Genomic DNA, 26163 nt, shown 5'->3' with positions numbered 1-26163 from the left:
GACCGCTGTCGCCTGAAAGCCGCGCCTGTCCCGGATTACGCTTACGCTCCATCCGGGCTGCGCCTCTCCATCAATTCTTTAACCGATACCCCGTGCGGAAAATCCACCAGATCGCGACCAGACAGATCACCAGGAACGCCGTGGTCATGCCGATGCTGACGGCCATGCTGACGTCCGCGATCTCGTAGAAGCTCCAGCGGAAGCCGGAGATCAGATAGACGACCGGATTGAGCAGCGCCACCGTGCGCCAAGCGGGCGGCAGCATGTCGATGGAATAGAAGCTGCCGCCGAGGAAGGTCAGCGGCGTCACCACCAGCATCGGGATCATCTGCAGCTTTTCGAACCCGTCGGCCCAGATGCCGATGATGAAGCCGAACAGGCTGAACGTCACCGCCGTCAGCACCAGGAAGGCCAGCATCCAGACCGGATGATGGATGTGCAGCGGCACGAACAGGCCGGCCGTGGCGAGGATGATCAGGCCGAGGATGATCGATTTGGTCGCGGCCGCGCCGACATAGCCGAGCACGATCTCGAAATAGGAGATCGGCGCCGACAGGATCTCGTAGATCGTGCCGGTGAATTTCGGGAAGTAGATGCCGAACGAGGCGTTGGCGATGCTCTGCGTCAGCACCGAGAGCATGATCAGGCCCGGCACGATGAAGGTGCCGTAGCTGACGCCCTCGACCTGGCTGATGCGCGAGCCGATCGCGGCGCCGAACACCACGAAATACAGCGAGGTCGAGACCACCGGCGAGACGATGCTTTGCAGCAGCGTGCGCCAAGTGCGCGCCATTTCGAACAGGTAGATGGCGCGGACAGCCCGGTAGTTCATGACGCCCTCACGAGATCGACGAAGATGTCCTCGAGCGACGATTGCGTCGTGTCGAGATCGTTGAAACGGATGCCGGCGGTGCGAAGGTCGCCGAGCAGGCTGGTGATGCCGGTGCGCTCGCCCTTGGTGTTGTAGTCGTAGACCAGCGTCGCGCCGCCGTCACAGAGGTCGAGCTCGTAATGGCCAAGACTCTCCGGCAGCGCATCGAGCTTGCCTTGCAGGTGCAGCGTCAGCCGCTTCTTGCCCAGCTTCTGCATCAAGGTGGCCTTGTCCTCGACCAGCACGATCTCGCCCTTGTTGATGACGCCGATGCGGTCGGCCATCTCCTCGGCTTCCTCGATGTAATGCGTGGTCAGGATGATGGTGACACCGGATTGCTGAAGCGTGCGCACCACCTCCCACATGCCCTTGCGCAGTTCGACGTCGACGCCGGCGGTCGGCTCGTCCAGGAATAGGATTTGCGGCTCGTGCGACAGCGCTTTGGCGATCATCACGCGGCGCTTCATGCCGCCGGAGAGCGTGATGATCTTGCTGTCCTTCTTGTCCCACAGCGAGAGGTCCTTCAGCACCTTCTCGATATGATCGGGGTTCTTCGGCTTGCCGAACAGCCCGCGGGAGAAGCTCACGGTCGCCCACACGCTCTCGAAGGCATCGGTGTGCAATTCCTGCGGCACCAGCCCGATCAGCGAGCGCGCCTTGCGATAGGAGGTCTGGATGTTCTCGCCGCCGACGAGGACCTTGCCTTCGCTCGGATTGGCGATGCCGCAGATGATCGAGATCAGCGTGGTCTTGCCGGCGCCGTTGGGGCCGAGCAACGCGAAGATTTCGCCGCGCTTGATGTCGAGATTGACGTTCTTGAGCGCCTTGAAGCCGGACCCATAGGTCTTCGACAAATTGGCGACGGAAATGATGGAGGACATGATGGCCGCAAGTCTGAGGGGCAAAGGCTGGGGAGGGAGGCTGGAACCAGCCGGGAGGGGCGGGTCAGCGGAGCCCTGAGATAGGAAGGCCCTTGCGCGGCTGCAATCAGCGGGAGAAAAATGGCCGCAAAACGGACCCTTCGGTGGCAGGTTTCGGGCAAGTGTTGCGCGATGGTCACGGCTCGCCGCTAAGATCGTCGTTCACGCGGCTCTTTGTTGCGTCTGCGAGCAGGCCATGGCTACGATTCCGATCGAAGCATACTCCCAGGGAAAAGATCGATGAGACCGAACGGCCGTCATACCGCCGGCGCCAGCCAGTTGTCCGCCCTCCGTGCGTGGGCGATGGGCCTGCTTCTGCTGTCAGCTGTTGCCATCAGCCCGACCGCCGCCAAGGCGGCGCCGAGCCAGGCTGCGGTCGCGACCACGCATGTCTACCTGCTCCGCGGCGTGCTCAACATCTTCTCGCTCGGGCTCGACACGATCGGCGCCCGCCTCCAGGCGCAGGGCATCCCGGTGACCGTCGCGAATTTCGTGTCCTGGTCCTCGCTCGCGGACGAGGCGGCTGCCGCCTACAAGGCCGGCCGGCTCAAGACCATCGTGCTGGTCGGGCACTCCTCTGGCGCGACCGCGCTGCCGGACATGATCGCCAAGCTCAACCGTCTTGGCGTTCCCGTGAAACTCGCGGTCGGGCTCGACTCCGTGTTCAAGACCAAGCTGTCGACCGGCGCCGAACGCTACATCAACATCTATATCGGCGACGGCCCCGGCGAGCCGGTGAAGCGCGCGGACGGGTTTCGCGGCAAGCTCGACAATGTCGACGTCCGCGGCTCCGGCGTCGGCCACATCTCGATCGACAAGAACGAGGCGATCCAGCGCCGCGTGATTGCCGAGATCGACGCCGCAATCATGCGCTCGCGCGCACCGGTTCCGGTTGCCGAACCCGGCGCGCCCAGGCCGGCGCGTTCGGCGGCGGCAACGGCTCCCCGGAATTAAGCCCTTCGCCGCAAGGCGCTGAATTGACAATGCCGCCGTCATGCCGACGGCGGCATTGTCGTATCTGCGCCAGCCAGACTTCTGCACAAGACAACGCTTGAGCACCTGCCGGTCGGAGGAAGGGAACTCGGCACCCGATCTGGTGTTGTCACACCATGACAAGAAAACGAAACGTCGGCCCCATGGCGGTTCAGCCCGAGCGGGCGTGGGCCGGTCGACCTGTTTCCGAAAATGTCCTTGAGAAAAAGCCGCAGCCGCAATCGAGCCAGTTGAGCGCGACGCGAGCCGGCCTGTTGAGGCAGCACGCGCTCCGAACGCAGCGTGCGCTGCTCGCCGGCAACAGCGACGGTCGCAAGAGTTAAGAGTTCCTCGAATTGACAGGCCGGTTTTCCGGTGTGCCGTCTGTCTGGGGCCAGTCCACGTGAAGTTTTTTCAGTGCCCGTCATGCCGCCATCCTGTCTCGTTCGAGCACGTCGCGTGCGCGAATTGCAGCACCGAGCTGGCGTTCGATTCCTCGCGCATCGAGATGACGAAACTTGCATCCCATCAAGCTTGCCGGAATCGCGAGATCATCGGCTGCAACTGGTGTGTCGAGGGCGCGGACTGGTATTGCGGCTCGTGCCGCCTCACGCGCACGATTCCAAACCTCGGCAGCACCAGAAACATCATGCTCTGGCGCCGCATGGAGGAAGCCAAGCGCCGCCTTCTCTATGATCTCGCTCGCCTCAGGCTTCCTCTCGCATCGCGCACCGGCGAACAATTGGCGTTCGACATTCTCTCGGACGAGGTCAGTCCGATCCTGACCGGGCATCTGTCGGGCCTGATCACGCTCAACCTTGCGGAGGCCGACGATGTCGAGCGAGAATCTCGCCGTGTCGCATTCCGGGAGCCGTACCGCACGTTGCTCGGGCATTTCCGGCACGAGATCGGTCACTTCTATTGGGACCTGCTCGTTGACGGCACGACGTTCCAAGCCCCGTTCAAGCTGATCTTCGGTGACCAGGCGCAGGACTACCAGGCCGCGATCAACACCTATTACAGCCGCGCCGATCGTTCATACGACCGAAGCGGTTTCATCAGCGAATACGCCACGTCCCATCCCTGGGAAGATTGGGCGGAAACGTTCGCGCATTTCCTGCATATCGTGTCGACGCTCGACTCGCTGGCAGGTTTGCCGTTGTCGCTGGACGAGCGCGCCCGCCAGACCCTGACAGATCCCTATCTTGAGAGCGACTTCGAGGCGCTCCTGGCCCTGTGGATGCCGCTTGCTCGCAGCATCAACGAACTCAACCGCTCGCTCGGGATGAGCGACGCATACCCGTTCGACATATCGCCGGCGGTCAAAGGCAAGCTGCATCTCGTCCACATGGCCATCAGCGCATTCCGCGATCAGCAGAGCCTGGCGGCGTAAACGTCGCGGCGGACAGCCCCCCGCTACGTCAGGAAGGCGCGAATGGAATCCGCGATCTCGTTCGCATGCGTCTCCAGCGCGAAATGACCGGTGTCAAAGAACTGCACCTGGGCGTTCGGATTGTCGCGCTTGAATGCCTCGGCGCCGGGCGGAATGAAGAATGGATCGTTCTTGCCCCAGACCGCGAGGAACGGCGGCTTGTGCGTGCGGAAATACTCCTGGAAGGCGGGATAGAGCGCGACGTTGCTCTTGTAGTCGCCCATAAGATCGAGCTGCACGTCGTCCGCGCCCGGGCGCGCAAGGTAGAAATTGTCGAGATTCTGCCCGTCCGGTGACACGGTCGTCGGATCGGGGACCCCATGCGTGTACTGCCAGCGCGTCGCTTCCGGCGTGAGGAAGGCGCGCAGCGCATCGCGATTGGCGGGCGACGGATTAATAGGCCCTGATCGGTGTCCAGCCGTCGCTGAGGCCATCCTCATAGGCGTTGCCGTTCTGCGAGATGATCGCCGTGATCCGCTCGGGGTGACTGAGCGCAAGCCGGAAACCAGTCGGCGCGCCGTAGTCGAAGACGTAGACGGCGAACCGGTCGAAGCCGATCACTTCGGTGAAGCGTTCGATCACGCGTGCGAAATTGTCGAACGTGTAACGGAAGCTTTCGCGCGAAGGCATGTCGGATTGGCCGAAGCCCGGAAGGTCGGGCGCTACGATATGGAACCTGTCCGCAAGCAACGGAATGAGGTCACGAAACATGTGACCTGCGCTGGGGAAGCCGTGCAGCAGCAGGAGTTTTGGCGCGCCGACAGTACCGGCCTCGCGATAGGCCACCTTGAATCCGTCGACATCCGCGCTGCGGTACGTGATTGAGGCCATGACATTCTCCATTGGAAGTAACCATATAGAAGCTTTTTAAGAGGTTACTATTCGCCGTCGTAACTTGTCAATGGCACCCTAACTGGTTATCTACGTCCATGTTCTCCCGACCGGCCAAGGACCGCTCATGGACCGCCCGCCCGCCATGTTCATCGCCGACTCGCTCGGCCTAGACTTCCTCAATTCGGTGGCGACGCCGGTCGATACGCCAATGGACTGGATCGACGATGGCGATGGCCTGATCGACTGGCTGGCGCAGGCGAAGCTGGTGCCGGCGGATGATCTGCACGCGCTGACGGCGCGCGCCACGCCCGATGAGCTGGACAAGGTCGCGGATCAGGCGCGCGCCTTGCGGGAATGGTTCAGGGGGTTCGTGCGCAAGCATGCAGGCCGGCCGCTCACGGCAGATGCATTGCGCGAGCTCGGTCCATTGAACAGCCTGCTGGAGCGCGACGAAGCGTTCAGCCGGATCGAGCCCGGGCATGACGATGGCGGCGCTCTCGCACTGCGAATGAAGCGGCGCTGGCGATCGCCGGAAGCGCTATTGCTGCCGGTTGGCGAAGCCATGGCGAAGTTCGTATGCGAGGAGGACTTTTCGAACGTCAAGGCATGCGAGGGTCACAACTGCACCATGCTGTTCGCCGACCACACGCGCAGGCGCGCGCGACGATGGTGCATCATGGCGGTCTGCGGCAACCGCGCGAAACAGGCCGCGCACCGCAGCAGGCTCAAGACCATGCAGTGACTGGGCGTCGAGATGCGTGAATCAGCGCGGATCGAGCCCTGGTTCCGTGCCCCAAATTCCACCCAATCGGCCGTCACTAAGCGCCTTTGGGGGAGGCTGCAGCCTCCCGGAGTGGGACTGCTGGATTGATGATCGATTTGAGGCGACTCCTCGCGCTGGCAGCCGTTGCGCTGCTCGCCTTGAGCACCGGGACGGCCGTTGCCTCACCTGCCAAGACGAAGCCCACGGCGGCCGCACCCGCGGCGCCACCGCCCCCACCGTTCGAGCCATTGCCGCCGCCGAAAATCTACCTGTTCCGTGGCGCCATGGGGCCGTTCTTCTCCACCGGCATGGACCGGCTCGAAGAGAAGCTGACGCAGGCCGGCTTTTCGGCCAACGTCTATGAATTCACTATCTGCCGATGGATCGGCGATCGTGCCATCTCCAGCTACAAGGAAACGCCGGCGCCGATCGTGCTGATCGGGCATTCGATGGGCGGGCTGTGCTCGATCGTCATCTCCGAGATGGCGGCCAAGGAGAACATCCCGATCAGCCTCGTCATCACCATCGATCCCGCGCATGCGACCGGCGACGTGCCGCTCAATGTCGAGCGCTTCATCAACATCTACCTCTCCGACAGCGTGCTCGGCGGCGGCAACGTGGTCGCGGTGCCAGGCTATCGCGGTCACTATGCGAGCTACGACCTGAAGGAGAACGCGCGGGTCAGCCACATCAACATCGAGAAGTCCGACGACATCCACCGTCAGATCGTCGACATGGTCACGCAGCTGCCGCGCATCCCGCCCCAGACGCAGGTCGATGCCGTGCCGCTGCGCTATCTCGTGCCGGCGAATACGCTCGTCGAATTGTGGGACAGTGGCGTGCGGCTACAGGTGCGCCGCGGCGATACCATGGAGAGCATCGCGGCAGCCAATCGCGTGCCGCTGTGGTCGCTGGCGCAGAGCAATTCGCTGCCGGAGAACGCGACGCTTACCCCCGGCCAGTCCATCATCGTCCCGCGCCACCTGATACCGCCGGAGCCGACAGCCGCCATGGCAACCCCACCGCCCGCACGGCGGTAAGCGGCCGGCAACGAGATGGCCGGGATGGAGCTTGTCTGCTGCCAGGCACCATCCCTCGCGGCCCCTGTCATTCACGCATCTTGTGCCGCGGCACCCATCCTGATGCGGGTGTCGCCAAGGAGGAGCGAGCCGTGGCGCAAGCCCGACCCGCCGGGCGATAGGGCGCGGCAAGAAGCATCAGAAACAACGCCCTTTCAGCCGCATATTTGGCGGCGGGGCGGCCATTTTCGAAGCCGTGCATGACCAGGCGTCCTTCCGTCGTGCAGACACGCCACCGCCATCTCCGTCGACCGCATTTCTTCAGGAACACTTCGAACGTCGGGAGCTGTTCGGGCATGTCGATTACCCGTGGCTGCTTGCCGTCAGGCGCGTGGTTGCGTTCCCCATCCCTCGGTTCGGAGCCTGAAAGGTGAGCGGAAAGGCGGAGACGGCGAGCTTCTCGATCGCCGAGCGCTCCTCAGACACACGTCTCTCGATGAACCGCCGTTCGAACTCGGTCAGCTCGGTCTTGAGCAACCGCTGATAGCGGCTGATGTTGCTGCGGTGGCCGCGCAACAAGGCCAGCTCTTCATCGACCATCATCGCAATCCCCGTTGAGCTGTGTTTGCCTAGGCTGCGAGGCCGGTTCGTTCGACGGATCGCGTGCGGGCCGGCTTGCCGCCCGGAGGTCCCTTCGGATGGTGGTCGAGGCTCGCGAGCGCTTCCAGAATTTCGTCGATCGTGACGGCCTTGCCCGAGCCGGGCAGCTCCCGCAATGTCGGACTCGAGGCGACACTGGCTGCGTCCGAAGCCCAGGACGCGAGGATCGCGCGCTTCTCGCCGATCGACAGAGTTGGGTCGGCTAGGACGTCGCGGGGATGATCATAGACAGAGCCAGGGTGCAGTATCGCGTTCAGATCGATGATGTTGTCGACATGATCGAGCATGAGAGGTCCTCCTCCTTTCTCTAAACCTCTGACTTGCATTCGGGTACGCGGTCGAAGGCCATGGTCGATCCCGCCCGACGTTCGGACGGGATCACGCAGGTCTCCGACAGACCGAATTCAGGCGGCTTTGCCTTCGAGTTGATGCACGTTGCCGGACGGCGCGGCATTGATGGCAATTCGCCGCGGCTTCATCGCTTCAGGGATTTCCCGGACCAGTTCGATCTTGAGCAGACCGTTCTCGAACGAGGCGCTGTGCACCTGAACATAATCGGCCAGGTTAAACTGCCGCTTGAACGGCCGCGCGGAAATGCCCCGGTAGAGATATTCGCGTTCGGTTCGGTCCGGCTTGTTTCCCTCGACGGTCACCGCGTTCTGCTCGGCAGTCACCGTGACCTCGTTGGGTGCAAAGCCCGCAATCGCCAGCGAAATCTGGTAGCGATCCTCGCCGACGCGCTCGATGTTGTAGGGGGGATAGTTGTCCTCGCCGGCACGCTGTGCCGTTTCAACGAGGTCGAAAAGGCGGTCGAAGCCAACGGTCGAACGCCACAAGGGGGAGAAGTCGTAAGTGCGCATAGCCAGATCCTCCAAGGAGCAAAATGGATACGAACGACACCGGACACGACCGGTGCCCGTCTCAGCTTCCCGACCCACCAGGCGTCGGGAACGCCACCTCTCGGCGGCAGCGGAAAAATAAAAAAAGCCCGTTTTGGTTTCAAGAGGGGGTCTGAAATTTTTTGGAATCCCTGGCGCTTCCCGCGCCAACCCTCTCCCGCAGAACGGGGGAGGGAGGAGACGCACCTCGACTAGACGTTCGATCCGTGGATCGCCTCGATCACGGCATCCGTCACGTCCTTCGTCGTCGCCGTGCCGCCGACGTCGGGCGTCAGCACGCCGGCTGCGCAGACGCGCTCCACCGCCGCCATCAACCGCGCCGCCGCGTCTTTCTCGCCGAGATGCTCCAGCATCTGTGCGCCGGTCCAGAACGTCGCGACGGGGTTGGCAATGCCCTTGCCGGTGATGTCGAAGGCCGAGCCGTGGATCGGCTCGAACATCGAGGGGAAGCGGCGCTGCGGATCGATATTGGCGGTCGGCGCGACGCCGAGGCTTCCCGCCAGCGCGCCCGCGAGGTCGGAGAGGATGTCGGCGTGCAAATTGGTCGCGACAATGGTGTCGAGGCTCTTCGGATGCAGCGTCATGCGCACCGTCATGGCGTCGACCAGCATCTTGTCCCAGGTCACGTCAGGGAATTCGGCCGCGACCTCGGCGGCGATCTCGTCCCACATCACCATGCCATGGCGCTGCGCGTTCGACTTGGTCACCACGGTCAGGAATTTGCGCGGGCGCGATTGCGCCAGCTCGAACGCATAGCGCATGATCCGCGTGACGCCGACGCGGGTGAACACCGCGACCTCGGTGCTGACCTCTTCGGGAAGACCTCTGTGGGCGCGACCACCCATGCCGGCATATTCGCCCTCGGAATTCTCGCGCACGATCACCCAGTCGAGGTCGCCGACGCCGACATTGCGCAGCGGCGAGGCGACGCCCGGCAAGATCTTGGTCGGCCGCACATTGGCGTATTGGTCAAAGCCCTGGCAGATCGGCAGCCGCAGGCCCCACAGGGTGATGTGGTCGGGCACGTCGGGCGCACCGACCGCGCCGAAATAGATCGCGTCGAACTTCTTGAGCTCCGCAAGGCCGTCGGCCGGCATCATGACGCCGTGCTTCTTGTAATAGTCCGAGCCCCAGTCGAAGGTCTTGATGTTGAACGCGAGGTCGCCGCTGCGTTTGGCCAGCGCCTCCAGCACGCGGACGCCGGCCGAGATGACCTCGGGGCCGATGCCGTCGGCGGGGATCGCTGCAATCGAGTGGGTGCGCATGAAGTGCTCCGTCCAGATGTCAGTGGGATTGCGTGACGCTAGCGAGCCTAGGCGGGGAGTGGCAGGGACTCAATTGGCGCTGGTTTATACAAAAAAATGATATAATCCCGTTACAGATCAGAGGACCGCGAATGGAACTGCATCAGTTGCGATGCTTCGTGGCGGCGGCCGAGCAGTTGCATTTCGGCCGCGCGGCGCAGCATCTCCAGATGCTGCCCTCCGCACTCGGCCGCCAGATCAAGCTGCTGGAGCAGGATCTGGACACGCGGCTGTTCGCGCGGACGACGCGTGCGGTGTCGCTGACGGAAGATGGCGCGACGCTGCTGCGCGATGCCCGTGCCATCCTCGCCCGCGTCGAGGCGGTCGAGAGCAATCTGCGCAATCGCTCGCGCCTGGGAGCTGCTCGAAAACTCCGGGTCGGCGCCATCGACAGTGCTGCGGCCGGACTGTTGCCGGCGTTGCTGCGCGATTTTCGCGCAAAACATCCTGATATCGCGGTGCAGCTTCTGGAAGAGAAGACCGTCCGGCTGCTGCCAAAGATCCTGACCGGCGCGCTTGATCTTGCCTTCGTGCGTCCACCGGCTCAGCGGGACAAGCGGCTCGACTTCCGCGATCTGCTGCAGGAGACAGCCATCGTGGCCTTCCCGCAGCGCCACGCGCTGGCCAAACGCAAGTCGATCACGCTGGCGGAGATCGCCGAGGAGGCGATGCTGGTGCCGGACCGCCGCTCGCGGCCGCACAGCCACGACCTCACGATGAGACTTTTCGAGCAGGCGGGCCTCACGCCGCGTATCGTGCAGGTCGCCGACGAGAAGCAGACCATCATCAATCTCGTCGCAACCAGGCTCGGGGTCGCGATCGTGCCGCGCTGGTCCACGCGGATGGCGGTATCAGGCGTGCGCTTCGTGCCGCTGCGGCCCAAGCAGATCGGGCCCGTCGGCCGGCTGCCGCTCGCTGCCGCATGGCTGCGCGGCTCGCGTGATCCGGCCCGTGACGCAATGCTGTCCGTGCTCGAGACGCGTCTGCGCAGCTATGCGCGCGACGCCTGAGGCGCTATGACATCGGCTGGGCGAGAGGAGTGATGCGATGATTGAACCGAGAGCTTCGAACCAATTGCGGGTTGCCATCGCGGGGCTCGGCTCGATCGGCACCAAAATCGCCACGGCGCTCGATCAGGGCATCGAGGGATTGCCGCTCTCTGCCGTGGCGGTGCGCGATCCCGCAAAGCATCAGAAATTGCTCGCCAGCCTGCGTCGTCCGCCATCCGTGCTGCCGCTCGACCAGCTCGGCGACGCCGCCGACATCGTGGTCGAATGCGCGCCGAGCAGCCAACTGCGCGCGATCGTCGAGCCCGCGGTGAAACGCGGCAAGGCCGCGGTCGTCGTCAGCGTCGGCGGGCTGCTCGACAATTTCGATCTTGTCGATCTCGCCCGCGCCAATGGCGGCCGCATCCTCGTGCCGACCGGCGCGCTGATCGGGCTCGACGCCGTCAACGCCGCCGCGATCGGCACAATTCACTCGGTGAAGATGGTCACGCGCAAGCCGATCGACGGCTTGAAGGGCGCGCCGTTCATCGTCCAGAACAACATCGATATCGACAATCTGCGCGAGCCGCTCAAGCTGTTCGAAGGCACCGCGCGGGAGGCTGCGAAAGGCTTTCCGGCCAATCTCAACGTCGCGGTCGCGCTGTCGCTCGCGGGCGTCGGGCCGGATCGCACCCAGGTGCAGATCTGGGCCGACCCGACCGTGACGCGCAATGTTCATCGCATCGAGGTCGAGGCGGATTCCGCGCGCTTCTCGATGTCGATCGAGAATATCCCGTCCGAAAATCCCAAGACCGGATTGATCACGGCGCTCTCCGTGATCGCTCTGCTCCGCAAGCAGCGCGCCACGCTCAGTATTGGAACGTGACCGTTACGCGCCCGTCACGCGCCAGATCACGTTGCCGACGTCGTCGGCCATCAACAGCGACTTCTTGTCGGGACCGATCGCGACGCCGACCGGACGGCCGTAGGATTCCTTTTCGTCCGGCGCCAGGAAACCCGACAGGATGTCGCGACCCGGACCCGAGGGCTTGCCGTTCTCGAACGGGATGAACACCAGTTTGTAGCCGGACAGCTTGCTGCGATTCCACGAGCCGTGCTGGCCGATCGCCATGCCGTCCGGGAAGCCCGGCAGCGTGCCCGCGGGCATCCAGCACAGACCGAGCGAGGCGGTATGGCCGCCGAGCGCATAGTCCGGCGTGAGCGCCTTGGCGACCATCGCCGGATCCTGCGGCACGCGGTCGTCCACGGTCTTGCCCCAGTAGCAATAGGGCCAGCCGTAGAAGCCGCCATCGCGCACCGAGGTCAGATAGTCCGGCGGCGTTTCGTCGCCGAGGCCGTCGCGCTCGTTGACGACCGTCCAGAGCACGTTGGTGTTCGGCTCCCAGGCGAGACCGACCGGGTTGCGCAGGCCGGCGCCGAAGATGCGGTGCGTGCCGGCGACGAGGTCGAGCTCGTAGACCGCGGCGCGGCCTTCCTCGACCTCCATGCCCATCTCGGCGATGTTGCTGAGCGAGCCGACGCCGGCATAGAGCTTTTTGCCGTCGGGGCTTGCGAGCAGGCTGCGGGTCCAGTGGCCGCTCGGCTTGAAATTGGTGAGGCGCTTGCCCGGCGCGGTGATGCAATCGGCATTCGCCACGTACGGGAAGGCCATCACACCGTCGGTGTTGCCGACATAGAAGGTGTCGCCGACCAGCGCCATGCCGAACGGCTGGCTGAGATTTTCCATGAACGCGCCGCGATACTCCGCGACGCCATCGCCATCCTTGTCGCGCAGAAGCGTGACGCGGTTGGCGCTGACGCCGAGCGCGGCTGCGCGCCGCATCGTCGCCTGCATCGCGTAATGAAACACCGACCTCGGGGCCCCCGCGATCTGCGTTGCCTCCGCGATCAGCACGTCGCCATTGGGCAGTACCTCGATCCAGCGCGGATGGTCGAGGCCGGTCGCGAACGCATTGACCTTGAGCCCGGGTGCGACCGTCGGCTTCTGTCCTTCGCTCCAGCCCCGCGCCGTCGGCATCTTCAGTGTCGGGATGGCGCCCTGCGGCTTTGCTTCGGGAATCGCGGGCGATTGGCCCCAGGCCGGCGCAGGCACGGTGCCCGACAGCTTTCGCCATTGCAGCGCGATGCCGCCGAGAAGCGCAACGAACTGCGCAAAGATGCTGGAAAAAGTCATGAGAGGCCCCTGTTTGCGCGCGCATCCAACGGGCTGACGGGGCCGACGTCAACCTGTGCGACGGGCCGCGGGGCTCTATTCCCGTGGAATGGCAGCCGTTCGAATTTGCATGGGACGAATGCCGACAGGCTAGGCCCGGAGATCAGCGGCCGATCTGCCGCTCCGCCCGGCGCGCTGCGCGAAAGTCATCCAGCTGGTGGATGTTCGGCGCCAGCGCCGCCTCTCTGGAGAGGAGATGATAGACTCGCGCGACCGTGCGCTGCTTCTGCTTCGGCCGCCCGGGCGGCAGCGCCCGCGCCTTGCGGACGGCGGCGATCGCGTGCTCGCGGAAATAATCGTAGGCGTCGGACATGGCTCGATGCTCTGCGGTGTGTGGCAGGTATCGAGGGCTAACGGGCTGGAGGGAGGGCAGTTCCTCTGGCTGTCGTCCCGGCCTAGTGCGCAACTGCGCACGGGGGCCGGGACCCATACCGCGGAATCCATCGTTTGCAGATGGCAGAAGTACCGAAGCGACGAGTCTTCGCCAAACCGCAGCCTGTGGTTATGGGTCCCGGCCTCCGCCGGGACGACATCGAATGTGGGGCGCGTTCCCCGCGCCCTCAGCGCGGCGACAGGAACGGAATGATCATCGGCACGCGGCGGCAATAGGCGCCGTAGGCGTCTTCGCCGAGCTCCTTGGACAGGAACACTTCTTCCATCCGGCCCTTCTGCCACATCCCGAGCGAGATCAGGATCGCGCCGAGCATCGCAGTCACGGTGCCGACCGCGATGCCGGTCACCAGCATGCCGAGGATCAGGCCGGTGTAGATCGGATGACGCACGATGCCGTACGGACCCGTGTCGATGACGCGGTGGTCTTGCTTGTGAGTGATGGTGTTGGACCAGAACTGTCCGAGATGCAGCCGACCCCACCAGGTGAAGGAGATGCCGGCCAGCACGATCAGCGCCACGACATAGACGGCTGTATTGCTGAACACCCAGAGCGGCTTCTCGCCGAGCACCTCGGCGGTCCAGGGCGTGAACAGGATGCCGCCGACCAGGATCGGGATGCGATAGCGGCCGGACTCCAGCGTCATCACCTGCTTCTGGGTGCGGCCCTGCCAGAACGAGGCGCCGACCCAGCTTGCGAGCCAGGCGAGCCAGATCAGGGCGAGCAGTTGCGTCGGCCAGGTCGTGGTCCAACCACCCCAGGCGACAGAGAGAAGCTTGCTGAAATCGAAGGACATGCGGAAAGGTTCTTTGGGTTGGGCGGCAGCTCAGCTGGCGCGCGAGGAGAGCGCGTGATGCTCGATGGCGCCGGAGGCAAGCGCGCCGCCGCGGGCGAGAAGATGGGTGATGGTTTCGCGCAGGACCGGCTCGATCGGGCGCGGCGCGTAGCCGAGTTCGGTGCGCGCCTTGCCGATCGAGAGGTCGCTCGCGGCGAGCGCGATGCGCACGCCCTCGGCGGTGCCGTTGGGCGGCCTGCGCGTGACGTGATCGGATAGATATTCGAGCATGATGCCCGACAACTCGGCCATCTTGCCGGGAACGACGACCGGGAATTGCCGGCGGCCGCTCATCGCGGACATCATCCGCAGAATCTGGCCGAGCCTGACGCAGTCGCCGCCGAGGATGTAGCGCTGGCCGTTACGCCCGCGTTCCATGGTCAGCACGAGGCCCATGGCAACGTCGCGGACGTCGACGAGATTGACCGGGAAGTCGAGATGCGGCTGCACCTTCTTCTGCAGGAAGTACCACAGCATCGCGGTCGGCGGCGTCAGATTATGATCGGCCGCACCGATCGGCATCGTCGGTGTGCCGATCACCAGCGGAAAACCTTCAGCCGCGGCCTTCGCGGCGCAATGCTCGGCCAGCGATTTCGACCGCGTGTAAGCGCCCGGCATCGCATCGGCCGGCTGGAGCGCCTCTTCGGCGGGAACACCGTTGAGGTCGGAATAGGGGAACAGGATCGATTCTGTCGAGCAGTGCAGGAAGCGCGAGATGCCGCGCTTCATCGCGGCCGCGAGCACGATCTCGGTGCCGCGGCAATTGACGTCGTGAAAGGCTTGCTTGTCGGCGACCCACATGCCGGGCAGACCGGCGAGGTGATAGACCTGATCGACACCCGCGATCGCGGCATCGACCGCGGCGCCGTCCAGCACCGAGCCATGGGCATATTCAACGTCGGCATACGGCGTGGCCGGCGCACGGACATCGAGCACACGCACCCGCTGCCCACGGGCGCGGAGCGCTTCTACGAGATGATGTCCGATGAAGCCGCTGCCACCGGTAACCAGTACGAGAGCCATGCAGAAGGTTTGCTGTTTCGCGTCTAGAGCTATCGGGTTGAAAGGGAATTGGTCGGAACAGGCGCCAGAATCGCGGCAAGGTCGCGACGGAAGCCCAATGCAATGAATAATTTTGCCATGACAAACATCGGTCCAAGCAGAAAATGCGTGGGGTGGTCGACCATCGACGGCTGCCGCTCCTCGAAAACCTTGTGGCCGACGATCTGCGAAGCGACGCCAAGTCCGATCAGCACCGCAAAAATCGACCACATCATGACGATCGAGACCTGATTGCCGATCGCGGTTGCGACCGAAAGCAGCACGATCATCGAGGCGAGGATGCCGAGCCCGATCCCGGCGTCCAGCATCAGCCAGTAGACCAGCACCGGCAGGGCAAGAATCACGGCCAGGCTCACCTCGATCCCGAACAGCGGGAAATGCACCAGCGTCAGCGGCAGCACGGCGCCGGTGAAGAGCAGGAGAATGCCGACCACGTGCATCGCGCAGTTCCAGGGATCGCGATGATATTCGACGTAGTCGGCCAGCTGGCGTTGAAAATAACTGGCCATCTCGGTCTCGTGCAGCATGGGGTCGGGAAGGGCGAAAAAAGCCTATAGCACCTGATAGGGCGGTGCACAAACCGGCGCGATTGTCGCGCGAAACCGCGCTGTTGCGCTGTGAGACAAGTCACAAAACGATCGGGACTTCAAAGGGTTCCGTCGGGCGCCGCGGCGCGTCCGCTCAGCGCTTCTTGGCGGGCTTTTTCGCCGCAGGCGCAGGTGTCGCAGCCGGATGCGCAGGCGCTTCCTCCGGTACCTTGGCGTAGGTCGCGATTTGCAACTGGCCGTTGACGGCCGAGCTTGGCTTGGCCCGGTCGAGAAACTGCTCCTCGCCGAGGCCGATCGGATGCAACCGCTTGGTCGAGATCTTGAACGTGTTCACCAGCACGTCGCGAATCGCGTCCGCCCGGCGCTGGCTCAGGATCGCGTTGGCCTCGCGCGTCTTCGCGTTGGATTCGACATGGCCGACGATCAGGAACGTGTAGGGCAGCAGCGAAGCATGGACCAGCGCGTCGGCGAGGCGGCCGACGGTCTGGTAGGAAGCCGGCTGGATGATCGGCGTGTCGGCGTCGAACTGGATCTGGGCGGTGAAGGTCGGCAAATTGACCAGATCAGGCGCGATCAGCGGCCGGTTCACCGGACCCGGATCATTCTTGATCCTGGCCTTGGCCCGCTCCATCACCTGCAGCTTCAGCGCGGGGAGATCGATCTCGGCGGGCTGTTCGAAATGGTTGAGCTTGCCGACGATGTCATCGCGGGTCGGCGGCGCCGTCTGCGCTTGGGCTGCGCTCCCGAGCAAAGCGAGGCCGAGCACGATGGATATTCCGGCGGTGAAAAGCCTGTTCGCTGGCATCACCGATACCCCGCGTCGTCGACGGCCTTCAGGCAGTTGTTGCTGATGCCCTTGGGGGTCGAGACCAGGCAGGGGACCGCCTTGCTGGTCTCCTTGGTCGAGCCGCCGCAGACCTTGACGATCTCGCGCTGGCAGGCGTTCGCCACCGTGACGCGGGCGGCGACGCGCTTCTGGATGGCATCGAAGGCGCCGAGATAGTCGCTCTGGCACTGCTGGGAGAGCACGTCGCGGTTGCGCGACAGGCACTCCTTCAGGCGGGTCGAATCCGGGTTAACGCCGCGGCAATTGGCGACGATTTCCGCACCGCAACTTTTCGCCAGCATCCCGATAGAATCGCCAAAGCTCATGGTCTCCGCCGCTGCAAGCGACGGCATAACCAATGCCAGTACGATCAGTGTGATGGAGCCCCGAACCATGGCCGCATCTGATACGGGGAAGTTCGCGGTGGTCAAGGGGCGTAGAAGGAAGAAACGGCAGCGTAACGCCACCGCCACACAGGGCAGGGGCCTCACGCCCGCTGCACAAAACTATCCACGACCTTCTTTTCCCCCGCCTTGTCGAAGGCGATGGTGAGCTTGTTGCCGTCGATCTTGGTGACGCGGCCATAGCCGAATTTCTGGTGGAAGACCCGGTCTGAGAGGGAGAATTCCGAGGTCGTGCCGGTGGATTTGGCCACCAGCTCGCCCTCGATCGTCAGCGGCCCGCGGCGGCGCGAGGAGAAGCTGCCGAAATCGGGCGAGGATGACTGGGACGAAAACGACGAGGCCTGTTCCTCGAAGCTGCCGCGGCCGCCATTGCCGCCCCCACCGCCGCCGCGATTGCGATTGGCCTGGGCGCGCTGCCAGCCCGGGGTCGAATAGGTGGAGCCGAACGCTTCCATGTCGTCGAAGCGGGAGGCGCCGTAGCCGCCGGTGCCGCCCCAGGCCGAGCCGCCCTTGGATTCCGTGATCTCGACATTGGCCGCCGGCAGTTCGTCGAGGAAGCGCGACGGGATCGTGGTCGACCAGGTGCCATGGATCCGGCGGTTGGTGGCAAAATAGATTTTCGCGCGGCGGCGGGCGCGGGTCAGGCCGACATGGCCGAGCCGGCGCTCTTCCTCGAGTCCGGCGCGGCCCTGTTCGTCCAGCGTGCGCTGGCTCGGAAACAGGCCTTCCTCCCAGCCGGGCAGGAACACGTTGTCGAATTCCAGGCCCTTGGCCGAATGCAGCGTCATCAGCGACACCGCGTCCTCATCGGCGCCGCTGTCGCGGTCCATCACCAGCGAGATGTGCTCCAAAAACCCTTGCAGATTCTCGAACTCCTCCATCGAGCGCACCAGCTCCTTGAGGTTTTCGAGCCGGCCCGCGGCGTCCGCCGAACGGTCCTTCTGCCACATCTCGGTGTAGCCGCTCTCGTCGAGCACGATCTGGGCGAGATCCGTGTGCGACGTGACCTCGCGCTGGGCGCGCCAGCGGTCGAACTGGGCGACGACGTCGCGCAAGGACCCGCGCGCCTTCGGCTTCAGCTCATCGGTCTCGACCACCGCGCGCGCCGCCTCGAACAGCGGAATGCGGCGCTTGCGGGCGTGGTCGTGCAGCATCTGCACGGTGGCGTCGCCCAAGCCGCGCTTGGGCGTGTTGACGATGCGCTCGAAGGCGAGATCGTCGGCCGGTGAATTGATGACGCGCAGATAAGCCAGCGCGTCGCGGATTTCGGCGCGCTCGTAGAAGCGCGGGCCGCCGATGACGCGATAGGGCAGGCCGAGCGTGACGAAGCGGTCTTCGAACTCGCGCATCTGGTAGGACGCGCGCACCAGGATCGCGATCTCGTTGAGCTTGTCGCCCTGGCGCTGGATCTGCTCGATCTCCTCGCCGATGCCGCGGGCTTCCTCTTCCGAATCCCACGAGCCTGTCACCGTGACCTTCTCGCCGTCATGGTCCTCGGTGCGCAGCGTCTTGCCGAGCCGGCCCTCGTTGTGGGCGATCAGGTGCGAGGCGGCGGCGAGGATGTGGCCCGTCGAACGGTAGTTGCGCTCGAGGCGGATGACCTTGGCGCCGGGGAAATCATGGTCGAAGCGCAGGATGTTGTCGACCTCCGCCCCGCGCCAGCCATAGATCGACTGGTCGTCATCGCCGACGCAGCAGATGTTTTTGGTGGGGCCTACAGGGACAGCCGTCATTCCGGGATGCGCCGAAGGCGCCGACCCGGAATCTGGAGCCGAGGACTCATCTCCGGATTCCGGGTTCGGCTCTTCGAGCCGCCCCGGAATGACAATGGGCGAGGTTGGCTTCGACGGCGCCTGCGACAGCAGCCGCAGCCACAGATACTGCGCGACGTTGGTGTCTTGGTACTCATCGACCAGAATGAATTTGAAGCGCTGCTGATACTGCCGCAGGATATCCGGGTGCTCGCGGAAGATGCGGATGTCCTCGAGCAGCAGATCGCCGAAATCGGCGGCGTTCAAAATCTTCAGCCGCTCCTGGTAGCTCGCATAGAGTTTGCCGCCCTTGCCGTTGGCGAAGACGGCGGCTTCGCCCGAGGGCACCTGCGACGGCGTCAGGCCGCGGTTCTTCCAGCCGTCGATCAGCCCGGCCAGCATGCGCGCGGGCCAGCGCTTGTCGTCGATGTTGTCGGCTTGCAGGAGCTGCTTCAGGAGCCGCACCTGATCGTCGACGTCGAGCACGGTGAAGTTCGACTTGAGCTGCGCCAGTTCGGCGTGGGTGCGCAGGATGCGCCCGCCGATGGAGTGGAAGGTGCCGAGCCACGGCATGCCTTCGACCGCATGGCCGAGCATCTGGCCGAGCCGGTGCTTCATCTCGCGCGCGGCCTTGTTGGTGAAGGTCACCGACAGGATCTCGGAGGGGCGGGCGCGGCCCTGGCTCAGGATATGGGCGATGCGCGTGGTCAGCACGCGGGTCTTGCCGGTGCCGGCGCCGGCCAGCACCAGAACCGGGCCGTCCAGCGTTTCCACAGCCTCGCGCTGCTCCGGATTGAGCCCGGACAGGTATTGCGGGCCCACCGAGGCCCGCGCACGCGCGGCGATGCCGCCGGCTGCGGGCTGGTGGTCGGGGACGCTCTGGGACGTGATCTTGCTCGGCTCGGTCATGCGAATCATTTGCCCCACGTTGGCACCGCGGGGTGGTGAAAGGGGAGCCTTCTTATCAGGGATTGGTCCCTATATGGGGCCGCGGTCGGGGGTTTTCCACGTGCGCGGAAAGCCAATTTGTTCCTGCGGGTCAGGCGAATTTCCGGCTCCAGCGGGCCGGAACCATTGTTCCCAGTTGGCGATTGGTTCTGCAAGTGAGGCGCGTCAGGCGCCGATCGCAGACAGACATCGAAACAGAGGTTCGGATCATGCTTAGCTGGGTCGTGACGTTTCTGGTTATCGCCCTGATCGCCGGTATCCTGGGCTTTGGCGGCCTCGCCGGCGCGTCGATCGAAATCGCCAAGATCATCTTCTTCATCGCGGTCGTGCTGTTCCTGGTCTCGGCCGTTGTTGGATTGGCCCGCGGCCGTAACAGGGTCTAGCGCGCTTACCGCTTCGAGGGCATCGCCACGTTGCGGCCGATGCCCTCGGGCCGCTGCACGGCGCTGTGGGCCTTGACCACCGCTGCAATGCGCTCACGGATGTCTGGTGGAAAAGCCGCCACCTTTCGTGAGCCCATGTCGATGTGAAGCGACATGTTTTCCGACGTGGCGGACAGCCAACCCTCGGTCGCGTGTCGCAGCTCCTGGAATGTGTGCAGCCGCTTGTCGTCGGCTTCCAGCAGCCAGACCGAGACCTGCACAGGATCGCCGAGGTGGATTTCGCGCAAATACCGCACGTGGCATTCGGCGGTGAAGGTCGAGCCGCTGCGCTCCTTCATGTAGCCCGGACCGATCCCGAGCGTCAGCCACATCTGGTCGATCGCGCGGTCGAACATCACGTTGTAATAGGCCATGTTGAGGTGGCCGTTGTAGTCGATCCATTGCGGCTCGATCTGCATGATCGAGGCGCGGAACGGCACGGCGTTGGTCGCTGTGGCGGCAGTCTCCGGCATATTTCCTTCCCCAGCTATGCGGCCGGTCGCTTGACTTGACCGGTGAGATGTCCTTTGCCACGGTTCGTCTCGTCGGGAGGAACGTCCGTGGGTACGACCATCACCAATAATCCGCCGCGGCCGGCGCCGAAAGCCCTCGCGAGCGCGCTGGAGCAGCTTGCCGCACGGTTTGGCAACCGCCTCATCACCTCGCAAGCCGTCCGTGAGCAGCACGGCCATACCACCACATGGATCGTGAACCAGCCGCCGGACGGCGTGGTGATGGCGCAGGAGACCGCCGACATCCAGGACGTGGTGCGGATCTGCGCGAAAAACGGCGTGCCCGTCATCGCCTTCGGCACCGGCACCTCGCTCGAGGGCCAGGTCAACGCACCCGCCGGCGGAATCTGCATCGATCTGCGCGACATGAACAAGGTGCTGGCGGTGCATGCCGAGGACCTCGACTGCGTGATTCAGCCTGGGGTCACCCGCAAGGCGCTCAACGAGCATCTCCGCGATCAGGGCCTGTTCTTCCCGATCGACCCCGGCGCCGACGCCTCGCTCGGCGGCATGGCCTCGACCCGCGCCTCCGGCACCAACGCGGTGCGCTACGGCACCATGCGCGACAGTGTGCTGGCGCTGAAAGTGGTCCGCGGCGACGGCGAGATCATCACGACCGGCACGCGTGCGAAGAAATCATCCGCCGGCTACGACCTGACGCATCTGTTCGTCGGCGCCGAGGGCACGCTCGGCATCATCTCCGAATTGACCATCCGCCTGCGCGGCATCCCCGATACGATCGCGGCCGGTGCGGTGTCGTTCGAGACCGTGCATGGGGCGTGTCAGGCCGTGATCCTGGCGATCCAGACAGGCATTCCCGTGGCGCGCATCGAGTTGCTCAACGCCGCGCAGGTGCGGGCTTGCAACGCCTATTCGAAGTTGACCCTGCCGGAAACGCCGCTGCTGCTGATGGAATTCCACGGCAGCGAGATCGAGGTCGCCGAGCAGTCCAAGGCCTTCGCCGAGATCGCCGGGGAGTACGGCGGCGGCGATTTCTCCTGGACCACCAAGCCGGAGGATCGCACAAAACTGTGGCAGGCGCGGCACGACGCCTACTGGTCGGTCAAGGCGCTGCGGCCCGGCGACAGCATCGGCGTGGTCGCGACCGACGTCTGCGTGCCGATCTCGCGGCTTGCCGAATGCGTCGGCGAGACCGAGGAAGATCTCAAGCGTCTCAACCTGTTGTCGCCGATCGTCGGCCATGTCGGCGACGGCAATTTCCACTGTTCGCTGGTCTGCGACACCAACGATGCCGACGAGATGGCGCGTGGCGAGGAGTTCATGCATCGGCTGGTCGAGCGCGCGCAGGCGATGGACGGCACCTGCACCGGCGAGCACGGCATAGGCCAGGGCAAGCAGAAATATCTTGCGGCAGAACTCGGCCCCGAGGCGATCGAGGCGATGCGGGCGCTGAAAAAGGCGCTCGATCCGCAGAACATCTTCAATCCCGGCAAGATCGTACCGGAGGCGTAGCGCGCGGCGTGGCCGCCGTTTATGCTCGCTCCCTCACCACGGAGCAGGCAATGCAGTGGTTCGCGCGCAAGACGCGTCAGGACATCTGGGACGAAGCGATCGAACGGCCGCTCGGCGATATCGAGGCCGCCGAGCGCATCCGTGCGATCTGTGACGCCGCTGCGGCGAGCGCGGCAGGGTCCGCGCGCAACGACAAGCGCGACAGCGAGCGCTACGAACGCGCGGCGAAAGTCGCGATGGAAATCGCGATGAAGATATCGGATGGACTGATGCGCGACGACGCAGTCCGTCGCATCATCGATCTCTGCATGAAGGCGAACGACCTCAAGACGGCGCAGATCCTGTTCCGCGCGATCCATGCCAGCTGGGTCCGTGAAACCGTGCAGCGCGATCACCCGACATTGGTGCAGTGAGCGCAGTTATTTCGCCAGCTTGCGCACGGCCTCGTCGACGCTGTGGAAGACGTTCTCCCGGGGCAACGCCTCGAACAGCCTGAACCGCTCGAACGCGTCCTGCGCACGCACCGATTCCAGCCGGGCCAACGCGACCGTGACGCCCTGTTCGCTGCACGCCCTGAACACGTCAAGCAGGATCTGCGCGGCGGTGAAGTCGATCTCGACCATGCCGCTCGCCTCCAGCACCAGCAGCTGCGGCGGCGTCGCGCCGAGCACCTTGGTCACGTCGCTGCGAAAGCCGGGCGCGTTGAGGAACGACAGCGGCGCCTGCAGCCCGATCACGGCGACGCCGGCGATCCGCTCGCCGGCGATGTGCGGATGCGCCGGCCACCAGATCGTGGTGCCCGGCACGCGCTCGAACTCGACCAGCCGCGCGCGCGTCGTGCTCCAGATGCCGTGGAGCAGCGACAGCACGATGCCGAGGAATGCGCCCTGCTGGATCGGCAGCACGATGATCAGCGCGGCGGTGGCGACGATCAGCAGGAATTCGCTCGGGGATTGGCGATAGATCGTGACGATCTGCTTCACGCGGATGATGCGCAGCGCGACGAACAGCAGGATGCCGCCGAGGGCTGCGTCCGGAACGTGCTGCAGCAATCCCGTTCCAAACGCGAGCAGCGCCAGCACGATTGTCCCCGCGGCGAGGCCCGCGAGCTGCGATTGTCCCCCGGTCTCGGCGACAATGCCCGTCCGCGGCGGGCTGGCATTGACCGGAAACGCGCCGAACAGGCCCGACAGTACGCTGCCGGCGCCTGCGCCGAGAAAATCGCGATCGACATCGGCCGGCTTGTCGGGATCGGACGGGAACGAGCGCGTCGTCGCCGCCGTCTGCACCATCACCACGACCGTGATGACAAAGGCGAGCGGCACGAGGCGGACCCATTGCTCCGGTGCAAGCTCGGGGAAGGTCGGCCGCGGCAGCGTCCCCGGCACGAGGCCCACGACATTGACGCCCTTGCTCTCGAGGCCGAGCGCGATCGTGGCCAGGGTCGCTGCGACAAGCCCGATCAGCGCGCCCGGGATTTTTGCGCTGATCTTCTCGGCGACGAAGACCACGGCCAGCACACCGAAGCCGATGCACAGCGTGAAGGGATTGGTGCGGCCGAGTTCGCTCGCGAGCACACCGATGCGATCGAGCGTCGGCCCGCCGGGCGAGTCCAGACCCAGCACGCCCGGTAATTGCGACACGATGATGTGGACGGAGATGCCGGCGAGGAAGCCGACCATGACCGGCACGGACAAGAGATTGGCGATGCCGCCGAGGCGGAAGGCGCCGCCGGCCAGCATCATCGCACCGACCATCAGTGCCAGCGCGATCGCGAATCCCTGATACTCAGGCGAGCCGGCGGCGGCCAGCGCCGCCAGCCCGCCGGCGAAGATCGGCGTGATCGTGGAATCGGCGCCGCAGGACAGGAAACGGTTGCCGCCGAGCATCGCAAAGCCGAGCGACCCCGCCATGAAAGCGAAGAAGCCGATCTGCGGGGCGAAGCCGCCGAGCCGTGCGTCGCCATCTGCTCGGGAATCGCGATCGCCGCAAGCGTCAGGCCGGCCATGAGGTCGCCAGGCAGCGAATAGGACGCCAGCGAGCGGAATAGCGGCCATGATGTTGCGGTGTGAGCGTCCTGCGCCATCAGCAGCGAATCCCCGAAGCGTCCCGTTGGCCGACCAGACCACAGCTGCCGGTCGTCGGCAAACATGCGGTTGCCGGCCTCGCCGCTATATCGTGCGACACCGCAGGGCCCGCAGGCACTTATTGCGCCTGCGAGCCCCACGCGCACTCTCGCGAGACTACGCCCTAGGGCTTCGACGCCTGCGCCTGCTTCAGCGCGCTCTTGCAGCCATCCGATAGCTGGTTGAAATGCTCGATCATGCACTGCTTGACGCGGCCGCCTCCCGGCATGATGCCGGAGCACAGCGCGCGCATGTCCGCGGTGCACGCTTGGCGTACCTCCTGTCGCGGTTGCTGGGCGGACGCGGCGCCCGCGGACGATACCGCGACCAACGCGGCGATGATGGCCGCGATCGCGCGTCGCAGCTCCCGTAGCTGTACAGGTCTCACCATGCGCAGACCCTCCGCGCGCCGAATGGCGTGCTGGTCCACCAACAAGCTCCCGGATAGGGAGGCGCCGCATAGGCATAGGGTGGGTGGGCATAAGGCACGATGTTCCGCCGGCACAGGCCGTTAGCCGTCAGGTGCCAGCCGGGCCCGCAGCCGCCGCTGACTTCGGTGAGGCCGTCGGACATGGCGGGGTGAGGGCTGGGAGTGAAGGCTAGCGCGGTCGAACCTGCGGCCAGTGCGGCTGCCGCGGCCGACGCCAAGATCGTCAATCGTCGCATTCGAGATATCCATGCTTGCAGGTTGGAGGGAAGGCAGTCCGCGGCCACTGTTCTGACCCTGGCCGGAATTTCACGGTCGTGCGGCGCGACGGTCAGTACCGGTATCCGTAATAGGGATGGGTCACGACCGTGCCGCTGCGCGTCACGCTATTGCCGTTCGGACCCGTCGTGGTGCGCGTGTAGTCGAATGCATGCGGACCCACGCGCGTGATGCTGCCGCTGCGTGCGATCGTGCCGCCATAGGGCCCCGTCACTGAAGCCGAACGCGAGCAGGTACCGCCGGCGCATCCGCCGCTGGCGCTGCCGTAGTAGGTGCCGCGCCAGGTCGTGACGCTGCCGCTGCGAACCCAGGCGTTTGCATCGGAGGCGCTCGTGAGGGCCAGCACCGTTGCGAGTGATATCGAAGCCAGGATAGGTTTCATCGGATACTCCTGTTTGCGAGGACGCGCCGGAACGAGACCGGTCGCCGCATGGGGGCCAATCTCGCCTCGATGTTTTGCCGTGATGTTGCCGGCGAGGCCGGATATGTAACGTTTTGTAACGAGCGATGGGCTCGCCACATTCCCGCCGGCGGGTTGCTCGATAGAGGCCGCGATGGACACTCGGACGATCATGATCGTGGAGGACGACCGCGAGATCCGCGCGCTCCTGGCGGACCTGCTGACGCGGGAGGGCTATGCGCCGGTTTGCGTCGAGAACGGCGTGGCGATGGACCGGGCGCTGATGCAGGCATGCCCGGATCTCATCGTGCTTGACATCATGCTGCCCGGCGAGGACGGACTGTCGATCTGCCGGCGCCTGCGCAACAAGGGCCGCACGCCGATCCTGATGCTGACGGCCAAGGCCGACGATGTCGACCGCATCATCGGCCTGGAGCTCGGCGCCGACGATTATCTGCCGAAGCCCTTCAATCCCCGGGAATTGCTGGCGCGCATCAAGGCCGTTTTGCGGCGCGTGGACGGCCCGCTGCAGATGCCGCCGCCGCGGCGCATTGCTTTCGGCAGGCTGGTGGCCGATCTCGACGGGCGCAGCCTGTCCAACGACCAGGACTGCATGGTCGAGTTGACGGCAGCGGAGTTTGATCTGCTGGCATGCTTCCTCGAACGGCCCAAGCGGGTGCTATCGCGCGACCAGTTGCTCGACTGGACGCGCGGCCGGACCGCGGATCCGTTCGACCGCGTCATCGACGTGTCGGTCAGCCGGCTGCGCCGCAAGCTCGTCGCCGCGGATCCCAAAGCTGTATTCTCGATCAGGACCGTGCGAAATGGCGGCTATCTCTTCAGCGCTGACGTCCGCCCGCTCTGAG

Annotated in this window: 28 protein-coding genes and 2 pseudogenes; 10 read left to right on the top strand and 20 right to left on the bottom strand. The window is 64.9% G+C overall.

Annotated elements, in window-relative coordinates; genetic code table 11:
* Nucleotides 1–70: 70 nt before the first annotated feature.
* Nucleotides 71–832, bottom strand: coding sequence for an ABC transporter permease (locus ABIB66_RS34400; RefSeq protein WP_354060558.1), 762 nt, complete (start codon nucleotides 830–832; stop codon nucleotides 71–73).
* Nucleotides 829–1752 (bottom strand): ABC transporter ATP-binding protein, encoded by a 924-nt coding sequence (locus ABIB66_RS34395; RefSeq protein ID WP_354205358.1) that lies wholly within the window; start codon nucleotides 1750–1752, stop codon nucleotides 829–831. The genes ABIB66_RS34400 and ABIB66_RS34395 overlap by 4 nt, the downstream gene beginning before the upstream one ends.
* 279 nt (nucleotides 1753–2031) lie before the next feature.
* On the opposite strand from ABIB66_RS34395, the gene ABIB66_RS34390 reads away from it, so the two are divergent.
* Together ABIB66_RS34390 and ABIB66_RS34385 are read left to right on the top strand one after the other, a co-directional pair.
* Nucleotides 2032–2745: a hypothetical protein gene (locus ABIB66_RS34390; protein ID WP_354205360.1), complete on the top strand. Its 714-nt coding sequence runs from the start codon at nucleotides 2032–2034 to the stop codon at nucleotides 2743–2745.
* Between the two features lie 421 nt (nucleotides 2746–3166).
* Nucleotides 3167–4156, top strand: a complete 990-nt coding sequence (locus ABIB66_RS34385) for a zinc-binding metallopeptidase family protein (protein WP_354205362.1) — start codon at nucleotides 3167–3169, stop codon at nucleotides 4154–4156.
* Nucleotides 4157–4179: 23 nt separating this feature from the next.
* On the opposite strand, the pseudogene ABIB66_RS34380 reads toward ABIB66_RS34385, so the two are convergent.
* Nucleotides 4180–5026, bottom strand: a pseudogene (locus ABIB66_RS34380) (alpha/beta fold hydrolase).
* A gap of 127 nt (nucleotides 5027–5153) precedes the next feature.
* Here ABIB66_RS34380 and ABIB66_RS34375 point away from each other — a divergent pair.
* Both ABIB66_RS34375 and ABIB66_RS34370 read left to right on the top strand, forming a co-directional pair.
* On the top strand, nucleotides 5154–5771 hold the full coding sequence (locus tag ABIB66_RS34375; protein ID WP_354205364.1) for a CGNR zinc finger domain-containing protein: 618 nt from the start codon (nucleotides 5154–5156) through the stop codon (nucleotides 5769–5771).
* Nucleotides 5772–5899: 128 nt separating this feature from the next.
* Nucleotides 5900–6832, top strand: a complete 933-nt coding sequence (locus tag ABIB66_RS34370; protein WP_354205366.1) for a LysM peptidoglycan-binding domain-containing protein — start codon at nucleotides 5900–5902, stop codon at nucleotides 6830–6832.
* A 342-nt stretch (nucleotides 6833–7174) separates the two neighbouring features.
* Here the strand turns inward: ABIB66_RS34370 and ABIB66_RS34365 are convergent, their stop codons facing one another.
* The 4 genes from ABIB66_RS34365 to ABIB66_RS34350 form a co-directional block, all read right to left on the bottom strand.
* Nucleotides 7175–7414, bottom strand: a complete 240-nt coding sequence (locus ABIB66_RS34365; RefSeq protein WP_354205368.1) for a hypothetical protein — start codon at nucleotides 7412–7414, stop codon at nucleotides 7175–7177.
* A 26-nt stretch (nucleotides 7415–7440) separates the two neighbouring features.
* Nucleotides 7441–7758 carry a hypothetical protein gene (locus ABIB66_RS34360; RefSeq protein WP_354205370.1) on the bottom strand — a complete coding sequence of 106 codons (318 nt, stop codon included), beginning with the start codon at nucleotides 7756–7758 and terminating at the stop codon, nucleotides 7441–7443.
* A gap of 117 nt (nucleotides 7759–7875) precedes the next feature.
* Nucleotides 7876–8331 (bottom strand): small heat shock protein HspD, encoded by a 456-nt coding sequence (gene hspD, locus ABIB66_RS34355; RefSeq protein ID WP_007613480.1) that lies wholly within the window; start codon nucleotides 8329–8331, stop codon nucleotides 7876–7878.
* A gap of 230 nt (nucleotides 8332–8561) precedes the next feature.
* Nucleotides 8562–9635 carry a tartrate dehydrogenase gene (locus tag ABIB66_RS34350; protein WP_354257691.1) on the bottom strand — a complete coding sequence of 358 codons (1074 nt, stop codon included), beginning with the start codon at nucleotides 9633–9635 and terminating at the stop codon, nucleotides 8562–8564.
* Nucleotides 9636–9766: 131 nt separating this feature from the next.
* Here ABIB66_RS34350 and ABIB66_RS34345 point away from each other — a divergent pair, with 131 nt between their 5' ends.
* Together ABIB66_RS34345 and ABIB66_RS34340 are read left to right on the top strand one after the other, a co-directional pair.
* Entirely contained in the window at nucleotides 9767–10684 is a 918-nt protein-coding gene (locus ABIB66_RS34345) for a LysR substrate-binding domain-containing protein (RefSeq protein ID WP_354205374.1), read from the top strand.
* Nucleotides 10685–10721: 37 nt separating this feature from the next.
* Nucleotides 10722–11546, top strand: coding sequence for an aspartate dehydrogenase (locus ABIB66_RS34340; RefSeq protein WP_354257687.1), 825 nt, complete (start codon nucleotides 10722–10724; stop codon nucleotides 11544–11546).
* A gap of 3 nt (nucleotides 11547–11549) precedes the next feature.
* Here the strand turns inward: ABIB66_RS34340 and ABIB66_RS34335 are convergent, their stop codons facing one another.
* The 8 genes from ABIB66_RS34335 to ABIB66_RS34300 form a co-directional block, all read right to left on the bottom strand.
* Complete coding sequence (locus tag ABIB66_RS34335) at nucleotides 11550–12854, bottom strand: PQQ-dependent sugar dehydrogenase (RefSeq protein WP_354205378.1); 1305 nt, start codon at nucleotides 12852–12854, stop codon at nucleotides 11550–11552.
* A gap of 142 nt (nucleotides 12855–12996) precedes the next feature.
* Entirely contained in the window at nucleotides 12997–13206 is a 210-nt protein-coding gene (locus tag ABIB66_RS34330; RefSeq protein WP_275173407.1) for a hypothetical protein, read from the bottom strand.
* Between the two features lie 247 nt (nucleotides 13207–13453).
* Nucleotides 13454–14080, bottom strand: coding sequence for a methyltransferase family protein (locus ABIB66_RS34325; RefSeq protein WP_007600907.1), 627 nt, complete (start codon nucleotides 14078–14080; stop codon nucleotides 13454–13456).
* 30 nt (nucleotides 14081–14110) lie between these two features.
* Nucleotides 14111–15142 (bottom strand): NAD-dependent epimerase/dehydratase family protein, encoded by a 1032-nt coding sequence (locus tag ABIB66_RS34320; RefSeq protein ID WP_354257684.1) that lies wholly within the window; start codon nucleotides 15140–15142, stop codon nucleotides 14111–14113.
* A 29-nt stretch (nucleotides 15143–15171) separates the two neighbouring features.
* The gene (locus ABIB66_RS34315; RefSeq protein ID WP_354060588.1) at nucleotides 15172–15708 is read right to left on the bottom strand and encodes an Mpo1 family 2-hydroxy fatty acid dioxygenase; all 537 of its coding nucleotides are present in this window, start codon (nucleotides 15706–15708) and stop codon (nucleotides 15172–15174) included.
* A gap of 154 nt (nucleotides 15709–15862) precedes the next feature.
* Complete coding sequence (locus tag ABIB66_RS34310; protein WP_354257681.1) at nucleotides 15863–16534, bottom strand: OmpA family protein; 672 nt, start codon at nucleotides 16532–16534, stop codon at nucleotides 15863–15865.
* Entirely contained in the window at nucleotides 16534–16950 is a 417-nt protein-coding gene (locus ABIB66_RS34305; protein ID WP_275173415.1) for a hypothetical protein, read from the bottom strand. Before ABIB66_RS34305 ends, ABIB66_RS34310 begins: the two co-directional genes overlap by 1 nt.
* Nucleotides 16951–17042: 92 nt before the next feature.
* Entirely contained in the window at nucleotides 17043–19628 is a 2586-nt protein-coding gene (locus ABIB66_RS34300) for an ATP-dependent helicase (protein WP_354205386.1), read from the bottom strand.
* 239 nt (nucleotides 19629–19867) lie between these two features.
* On the opposite strand from ABIB66_RS34300, the gene ABIB66_RS34295 reads away from it, so the two are divergent.
* Nucleotides 19868–20041: a DUF1328 domain-containing protein gene (locus ABIB66_RS34295; RefSeq protein WP_007600914.1), complete on the top strand. Its 174-nt coding sequence runs from the start codon at nucleotides 19868–19870 to the stop codon at nucleotides 20039–20041.
* A 5-nt stretch (nucleotides 20042–20046) separates the two neighbouring features.
* Here ABIB66_RS34295 and ABIB66_RS34290 read toward each other — a convergent pair whose 3' ends face one another.
* Nucleotides 20047–20553, bottom strand: a complete 507-nt coding sequence (locus ABIB66_RS34290; RefSeq protein WP_354205388.1) for a thioesterase family protein — start codon at nucleotides 20551–20553, stop codon at nucleotides 20047–20049.
* An 87-nt stretch (nucleotides 20554–20640) separates the two neighbouring features.
* Between ABIB66_RS34290 and ABIB66_RS34285 the strand changes: the two genes are divergently transcribed.
* Both ABIB66_RS34285 and ABIB66_RS34280 read left to right on the top strand, forming a co-directional pair.
* Nucleotides 20641–22065, top strand: a complete 1425-nt coding sequence (locus tag ABIB66_RS34285; protein ID WP_354205390.1) for an FAD-binding oxidoreductase — start codon at nucleotides 20641–20643, stop codon at nucleotides 22063–22065.
* A 50-nt stretch (nucleotides 22066–22115) separates the two neighbouring features.
* A complete protein-coding gene (locus ABIB66_RS34280) occupies nucleotides 22116–22478 on the top strand; it encodes a hypothetical protein (RefSeq protein WP_354205392.1) in 363 nt (120 codons plus the stop codon).
* A 6-nt stretch (nucleotides 22479–22484) separates the two neighbouring features.
* On the opposite strand, the pseudogene ABIB66_RS34275 reads toward ABIB66_RS34280, so the two are convergent.
* The 4 genes and pseudogenes from ABIB66_RS34275 to ABIB66_RS34260 form a co-directional block, all read right to left on the bottom strand.
* A pseudogene (locus ABIB66_RS34275) lies at nucleotides 22485–24151 on the bottom strand (SulP family inorganic anion transporter).
* A 164-nt stretch (nucleotides 24152–24315) separates the two neighbouring features.
* On the bottom strand, nucleotides 24316–24582 hold the full coding sequence (locus ABIB66_RS34270; RefSeq protein ID WP_354205396.1) for a hypothetical protein: 267 nt from the start codon (nucleotides 24580–24582) through the stop codon (nucleotides 24316–24318).
* Nucleotides 24576–24857, bottom strand: coding sequence for a GCG_CRPN prefix-to-repeats domain-containing protein (locus tag ABIB66_RS34265; RefSeq protein WP_354060603.1), 282 nt, complete (start codon nucleotides 24855–24857; stop codon nucleotides 24576–24578). Before ABIB66_RS34265 ends, ABIB66_RS34270 begins: the two co-directional genes overlap by 7 nt.
* Before the next feature lie 92 nt (nucleotides 24858–24949).
* Complete coding sequence (locus ABIB66_RS34260) at nucleotides 24950–25279, bottom strand: hypothetical protein (protein ID WP_354205398.1); 330 nt, start codon at nucleotides 25277–25279, stop codon at nucleotides 24950–24952.
* A gap of 172 nt (nucleotides 25280–25451) precedes the next feature.
* On the opposite strand from ABIB66_RS34260, the gene ABIB66_RS34255 reads away from it, so the two are divergent.
* Complete coding sequence (locus tag ABIB66_RS34255; protein ID WP_354205400.1) at nucleotides 25452–26162, top strand: response regulator; 711 nt, start codon at nucleotides 25452–25454, stop codon at nucleotides 26160–26162.
* Nucleotide 26163 lies beyond the last annotated feature (1 nt).

This window comes from Bradyrhizobium sp. F1.13.3 (assembly GCF_040548265.1).
In the GTDB taxonomy this organism is placed as follows: domain Bacteria; phylum Pseudomonadota; class Alphaproteobacteria; order Rhizobiales; family Xanthobacteraceae; genus Bradyrhizobium.
The sequence above is the reverse complement of the archived record's forward strand: the minus strand, read 5'-3'. Positions and strand labels throughout refer to the sequence as shown.